This window comes from Planosporangium flavigriseum (assembly GCF_011947225.1).
In the GTDB taxonomy this organism is placed as follows: Bacteria; Actinomycetota; Actinomycetes; order Mycobacteriales; family Micromonosporaceae; genus Planosporangium; species Planosporangium flavigriseum.
Genome location: NZ_JAATVW010000007.1, coordinates 223,976 through 231,023, shown reverse-complemented (window position 1 = coordinate 231,023; position 7,048 = coordinate 223,976). Strand labels below are relative to the sequence as shown.

Annotated in this window: 5 protein-coding genes; 4 read left to right on the top strand and 1 reads right to left on the bottom strand. The window is 69.2% G+C overall.

Translation table 11 applies throughout. From position 1 onward, the window contains the following. Window positions 1-186: 186 nt before the first annotated feature. A complete protein-coding gene (locus HC028_RS13220; protein ID WP_168076954.1) occupies window positions 187-1,413 on the top strand; it encodes a serine hydrolase domain-containing protein in 1,227 nt (408 codons plus the stop codon). Window positions 1,414-2,167: 754 nt separating this feature from the next. Here the strand turns inward: HC028_RS13220 and HC028_RS13215 are convergent. After that, complete coding sequence (locus HC028_RS13215; protein WP_168076952.1) at window positions 2,168-2,908, bottom strand: hypothetical protein; 741 nt, start codon at window positions 2,906-2,908, stop codon at window positions 2,168-2,170. 350 nt (window positions 2,909-3,258) lie between these two features. Here HC028_RS13215 and HC028_RS13210 point away from each other — a divergent pair, with 350 nt between their 5' ends. The 3 genes from HC028_RS13210 (at window position 3,259) to HC028_RS13200 (ending at window position 7,044) form a co-directional block, all read left to right on the top strand. Next, on the top strand, window positions 3,259-4,023 hold the full coding sequence (locus HC028_RS13210; protein WP_168076950.1) for a DeoR/GlpR family DNA-binding transcription regulator: 765 nt from the start codon (window positions 3,259-3,261) through the stop codon (window positions 4,021-4,023). 88 nt (window positions 4,024-4,111) lie between these two features. Beyond that, window positions 4,112-5,626, top strand: a complete 1,515-nt coding sequence (locus HC028_RS13205) for an amino acid permease (protein WP_203981525.1) — start codon at window positions 4,112-4,114, stop codon at window positions 5,624-5,626. Next, window positions 5,623-7,044, top strand: coding sequence for an FGGY family carbohydrate kinase (locus tag HC028_RS13200; RefSeq protein WP_168076948.1), 1,422 nt, complete (start codon window positions 5,623-5,625; stop codon window positions 7,042-7,044). Before HC028_RS13205 ends, HC028_RS13200 begins: the two co-directional genes overlap by 4 nt. Window positions 7,045-7,048: the final 4 nt, after the last annotated feature.

Genomic DNA, 7,048 nt, shown 5'->3' with positions numbered 1-7,048 from the left:
AGTAGACGCCTATCCGCCTTGGCCGCGGATCGGCTTTTCCCTGCCCTGCTCCGCAGGCGTTCCGTTTCCTCCCCGCCCTGAAGGCCGGGGTATCCACGGAAGGGATCCGATGACGCCACCTGGGCAAGATTCTGGAATTGTGTTCTAATCACTCAGGTCGATATCTACGGAGGAGGCCCGAGCCGCATGGAGCGCACGGTGGACCCGGCCGAGGTCGGTTTCGACCCGGCCCGACTGACCCGCATCGACCAGCACTTCGCCCGGTACGTCGACGAGGGCCTGCTCGCCGGCTGGCAGATCGTCGTCACCCGCCGCGGCCAGGTGGCCCACGCGTCCACGTACGGAAACCGCGACCGGGAGGCCGGCCTGCCCGTCGAGGCCGACACCCTGTGGCGCATCTACTCGATGACGAAACCGATCACGTCGGTCGCCGCGATGATGCTGTGGGAGGAGGGCGCGTTCGAGCTCACCGACGAGGTGAGCCGCTGGATCCCGGCTTTCGCCGACGTACGTGTCTACGACAAGGGCAGCGCGCAGCGGCCGTTCACCGTCCCGACCACCGAGCCGATCCGGATCTGGCACCTGCTCACCCACACCGCCGGGCTGACGTACGGGTTCATGTACACCCACGTCGCCGACGCGCTCTACCGGGCGGCGGGCTACGAATGGAGTACGCCGCCCGGGGTCGACCTGGCGCAGGCGTGTGAGCGCTGGGCAAGTCTGCCGCTGCTCTTCCAGCCCGGCAGCCGGTGGGGGTACTCGGTCGCCACCGACGTGCTCGGCCGGCTCGTCGAGGTGGTGTCCGGGCAGAGCCTCGACGAGTTCGTCGCCGACCGCATCCTGAGTCCGCTGAAGATGTCGGACACCCGCTGGTGGGTCGACGCTGCCGACGCGGATCGCCTCGCCGCGCTGTACCTCCCCGACCCGGCCACCGGGCGGGCCGTACGCGAGGACCGGTTGTCGGCCGGCGCCCGTCGCCGGCCGACGATATTCTCGGGCGGTGGTGGTCTCATCTCCACGGCCGCGGACTACCACCGCTTCACCCAGATGCTGCTGCGCGGCGGGGAACTGGACGGGGCCCGGGTCCTCGGCAGCCGGACGGTGCGACTCATGACCGCCAACCACCTGCCGGGCGGCCTCGACCTGGGCCAGCTGTCGACCGGCGGCTTCGCCGAAAGCACCTTCGACGGCGTCGGCTTCGGGCTCGGCTTCGGCATCGTCCTCGACCCTGTCCCCGGCCGGACCCACGCCAGCCGTGGCGAGTACTTCTGGGGCGGTGCCGCCAGTACCGCATTCTGGGTCGACCCGGAAGAGGAGCTGACCGCGATGCTCTTCACTCAGCTACTGCCGTCCAGCACCCATCCGATACGGCCGCAGTTGCGGCAGCTGGTGTACTCCGCGCTGGTCGACTAAATCTAGGATCCTGTTTGGTAAAAGGCCCTTTTGTACGCCCTGAGCGCTGTCTGCGGCGATCTAGCCGCAGTTAGCCTCGGGCTCCATGACGACCTTTCGTTCCGTGTGGACAGTCAGAAACGCACCTCCCATGCGGAGTCGCCTGCGGGTACGTACGGGGCCGCGCCGCCCGCAACGGTTAGAACGCCGTCGAGGCCAGGGAGTGCAATGCCTTCGGCCGCTGGCACCCGAATGCGGTCAGGCCGCACCGACACCATGATGAGGCGACGCACCAGGGTCGGAAGATGGCCCTGAGAGTCACGCCGCCGCGACCACTCGTCTAGATCGGTGGCGGTGAGGTGTGCACTCAACTTGTGGCCTCCCCGCCTTTCGGTGCCAACCATGCCCAGCGACAACAATACCGACGCGCAAACGCGCCTGGTCGGACAGATTGCAGCGCCATTCCTGGAGGTGAAAGGCTGTGCGGTAGCCGCGATCGCGTACCGAGATCAAGTGCACTCATCTGGCCGCAGACACCGCGCGGCCAGCACTCCACAGCTCGCTACCTTGGGTAAGCAGCTGGCTTGGACCGACCACAGGCGGAAGTCGGCTTCTGGGTTGGCGCTAGACCCTCCTGGGGCCGCGATGTCGTGGTAGCGCTTAATCACCACTGCGGTCACGCACTGCGGTGCCACCAATGTGGACTGTTTAGTCGCATCCCACCGCTCGCCGGTCGAGGGAGTGTCTTCATTCCGACGGGTGGAATGCCGGCGACCTACACACCGACGATCAGAGGAAGCAGCGGACCTCCGAAGTACCCGCCGCAACAGCAGCAGAGGACGACGAACGCCGCTATCACCAGCAACGTAACCACGACCCGCGGGTCCTGCCAGGAGGTCCGGTCCGGCGGTCGGCTCCGTTTCAGGCTTACCCACCACGCGCTGAGCCAGATACCCATAACCACGGTCAGCACCAGCACCGTAACCATGATCAGGACGAGCGTCTTCGAGCTCACCAGCGCGGTCAGCGGCCCGCTCCGCTCGGCAAGACAGTACGGCCCGAACTCCGGCGAACAGGGCGTCGACACATCCGCGGTCCGGTTCGACAGCCAAAGGATGGCGACTATCCCGCCGGCAACCGCCACCATCGATGCGACCATCGCCAGCGCGAGAATGCCGGCGCTCCCGCGCGGCGGCAACGGGCGCGACGCCGGATACGCGGGCGCTGCCGGCTGAGGCGAATCCGGCTGAGGAGAATACGGCGCCCCGGCCGGCACGTTCGTCGCGCGCGACCGTGCGACCGCCAGAGACGTAGAACGAGCTACGTCTGACGATCGCATGGCTTCGCGGGTCGCCCACCAGCCAGCCGGGGCGGCCAACCACGGCCCTGCCACCGTGGCGATGGTCACCGCCGTGCTCCGGTCCAGCCCGGCGAGCGCCTCGCACACCCACCAGGCCACGGCAAAACACGCCGTACCAATCACGAAGGTGGCAAGCCACCGCAATGCCCGTGCCACCGTTGGTCCCTTCTGAACACTGCCGGCAGCCATACTGCACCACATCGATATATCGGCGACACCAGTCGAACCGGGGACGTCCCAGTTCCCGCTCGGCCACGCACCGTTCGTCGTTTCCGAGGACTGACCGGACCGCAAGGTTCCGTTCGGACAGGCTCGATGCCCGGGCGGCGTGTGCTCCACCGTTGCCGCCGATTTCGGCGGCATTTCATCGCGATTAATGCCACCCGGCGTCAGGCTCCCCGAACCGGCTACCTGAGCGCGGGGTACGCGTGCCCTATTGACAGGCCATGTTAACCGCCCCACACTTCCCCTCATGTGTCCACGGTTTTCCACAAAAACGGTCAGGCATGCTGCCGGCTGAGCGCCACGCCCGCATCACCGATGCGGTGCGGTCGGCGCGCGTGGTGAGCACGGAGGAGCTGGCCGCCCTGACCGGCGCGTCGGCGGAGACGATCCGCCGCGACCTCATGGCGCTGGAACTTCAGGGCCTGCTGAAGCGGGTGCACGGCGGCGCCACCAGCGCGCTGGCCTCGTCCAGCGAGGAGGCGCCGTTCCAGGAGCGGTCCTCGGCGAACCGGGACGCCAAGGCCGCGATCGGCCGCGCCGCCGCGGAGCTGGTGCAGCCCGGTCAGACCGTCATCCTCGACGTCGGCACCTCCGCACTCGAGGTCGCACGCGCCCTGCCCGGCACCTTCCGGGGCACGGTCGCCACCTGCTCGCTGCTGATTGCGGCGGAGCTGGCCGGCCGCAGCGGCGTGGAGGTACTCGTCTCCGGCGGCCGGGTCCGCAGCGGTGACCTGGCCTGCTCGAACGCGCAGACCGTGGCGTTCTTCGCCGACCTGCACGCCGACATCGCGTTCCTGGGCTCGGGCGGGCTGGACGCGACCGCCGGTCTGACCGACTTCCACCTCGACGAGATCGCCACCCGCCGGGTGATGCTGGCGCACTCGGCCCAGTCCTACGTGCTGGTCGACTCGTCGAAGTTCGGACGGGTCGCACCGCACCGCGTATGCGGCCTGGACGCGATCACCGGGGTCGTCACCGACGCCCGCCCGCCGAAGTCCCTGGCGCTTCACATCGAACGGGCCGGTGGCGTCACCGTCACCGGATAACCGAACACAACGAAACAAGTGGTCAGGCGACGCGGCAACGTCGCCTGACCAGGATCTTTCCCCGCCTGTCAGAACAAGGAGCCGACCCGTGTCCCAGTCTGTCACGCCGCCGCAGCGGCCAACCGAGTCGTCGCGTCCCCCCTTATCAACGACCGACACCGCAGCGGACAGCACCATCGCGCACGCCGGCTACACCCAGCAGCTGGCCCGTACGCTGGGCCGCTTCGAGTCCTTCGCGGTCGCGTTCTCGTTCATCTCGATCACCACCGGCCTGTTCAGCACGTACGGGACGGTGCTGGGCTCGGGTGGTCCGGCCGGTATCTGGACGTGGCCGATCGTCACCGTGGGCACGATCTTCGTGGCGCTCGTGTACGGCATGCTGGCCAACCGGATTCCACTGTCGGGCTACAGCTACCAGTGGGCCAGCCGGCTCGCGTCGCCGGTACTCGGCTGGTGGTTCGGCTGGGTGTCGTTCGCGTTCCTGGCCATCGTGGCGGTCGCCGTCGACTACGGGCTGACGCAGGTGGCGCTGTTCCCGCTGCTGGGCATCGAGTACACCGCCGGCCGGGGTGCCGTCGTGACCATGATCGTGCTGCTCGTGCAGATGGCGCTGATCATCTGGTCGACGCCGATCATCACGAAGATCAACAACTGGGCGGTCGGCGCCGAGGTGCTCGCCATGATCGGCCTGACCGTGCTGATCGCCGGCGCGGTGATGTTCACCGGCAAGGGCGACTGGGGCAACCTCACCGCGTACGGCTCGATCCCCTCGGACGGCTACTACGGCTGGCTCGGCCCGTTCATGCTCTCGGCCCTGCTCGGCGCGTTCACCCTGGTGGGCTGGGAGTCGGCGGCCAACCTCGCCGAGGAGACCCACAACCCCAAGAAGGTCGTACCCGCCGCCATGGTCCGCGCCCTCCTGGTCAGCGGCGTGATCGGCATGCTGTTCCTGATGGTCATCACCGCCGGTATCGGCAAGAACCTCGAGGCGATCAGCGGGAGCTCCTCCCCCGTGGCCGACATCATCCAGGGCACGGTCGGCGGCGCGGTCGCCAAGGCCATGCTGGTCGTGGTGTGCGTGGCGATCTTCGCCTGCGGTCTGGTCATCATGGTCAGCTGCAGCCGCCTGGTGTACGCGATGGCGCGCGACGGGCGCGTACCGGCGTCGAACCTGCTGTCCCGGGTGCCCCGCCCGACCGGCGGCCCGACGTTCGCGACCCTGCTCGCCGGCCTGACCTCGGTCGTGATCGTCCTCGCGTTCGCCTCGAACACCGACGCGCTCGCCCAGCTGCTCGGCGCGGCGACCCTGATGCCCGCGATCCTCTACGCCGGCACGGTGGCGCTTTACATCGCCACCCGCCACAAGTACACCCCGCGCGCCGACGACTTCAGCCTCGGCCGCTGGGAGAAGCCGGTCGTCGCCGGTGCGGTCATGTGGCTCGTCATCGAGCTGTGCATCTTCATGATCCCGGCCCAGTTCCGGGACGCACAGTACTACGCGCTGGGCACCCTCGCCGTCGGCGCGGTGCTGTTCGCCGTCGTGTGGTTCACCCGCCGAGCCCAGCTGACCAGCGAGCGCGGAGAGTCGGTCGACGCGCTGTGACCGTACTGGCCATCGACCAGGGCACCTCGGGCACGAAGGCGATCGTCGTCGACCAGGCCGGAAAGGTCCTGTCGATAGCGGAGGAAACCGTCCGCCCGGCATACCTTCCGGGTGGTGGCGTCGAGCAGGAGCCTGCGGACCTGCTGGCCTCGGTCCTCGACGCCGGCCGGCGAGCCATCGCGCTCGCCGGCCGGCCGGTCGAGGCGGTCTCGATCGCCAACCAGGGCGAGACCGTCCTCGCCTGGGACCCGCGTACCGGACAGCCGCTGTCGCCGGCGATCGTCTGGCAGGACCGGCGCGCCGAGCCGTTGTGCGCGGAGCTGTCCACGCACCGCGACTCGGTGGCTCAAAAAACCGGCCTGGTGCTCGACCCGTACTTCTCCGCGCCGAAGATGGCGTGGCTGCGCCGCAACGTCACCGCCGACGGCGTGGTGACGACCACCGACACGTGGCTGGTCCACCGGCTCACCGGCGAGTTCGTCACCGACGTCTCCACCGCCAGCCGCTCCCTGCTGCTCGATCTCGACGCGGTCGACTGGGATCCGGAACTGCTCGACCTGTTCGGCCTCGCCGGGGAGGCGCTCCCCCGGATCGTCGCCTGCGACGAGATCGTGGGCTCCACGACCGCCTTCGGCTCGACCATGAAGGTCGGCGGGCTCGTCGTGGACCAGCAGGCCGCGCTGCTGGCCGAGAGCTGCCTCGAGCCGGGCACGGCCAAGTGCACGTTCGGTACGGGGGCGTTCCTGCTCGCCAACACCGGGCCTACCGCGGTCCGCTCGACCTCCGGGCTGACCACGTCGGTGGCGTGGCGCGCCCGCGGCGAGACGCCGTACTGCGTCGACGGCCAGGTCTACACGGCGGCCTCGGCCGTGCGCTGGCTGCAGGATCTCGGTTTCGTCGGGTCGGCCGCGGACCTGGACCGGGTCGCCGCGGCAGACCCGCAGGGTGTCCTGTGTGTACCGTCGCTGGCCGGCCTCGCCGCACCGTGGTGGCGCCCGGACGCCACCGCCACCTTCACCGGAATGACCCTGTCCACCCGGCCGGAGCATCTCGTCCTCGCCGTCCTGCAGGGCATCGCCGCGCAGGTCGCCGAGATCGGGGCGCTGGTGGAGAAGGATCTGGGACAGCCGCTTACCCGGCTGCGCGTCGACGGCGGCCTCACCCGGAGCCGGACGCTGATGCAGGCCACCGCCGACCTCATGCAGATCCCGATCGACGTCTACCCGTCGACGCACGCCACCGCGCTCGGCGCGGCCACCCTGGCCCGGCTGTCGGTACACCCGCAGCTCACCGTCGCCGAAGCCGTCCCCGCCTGGGTGCCCGAAACAACGTACGAACCGGCGTGGTCGCTCGACCGAGCGTCAGAGCACCGCGCCCGCTGGCGTGCCGCCGTCGCCGCCGCCCTACCTCAGGAGTAACCAC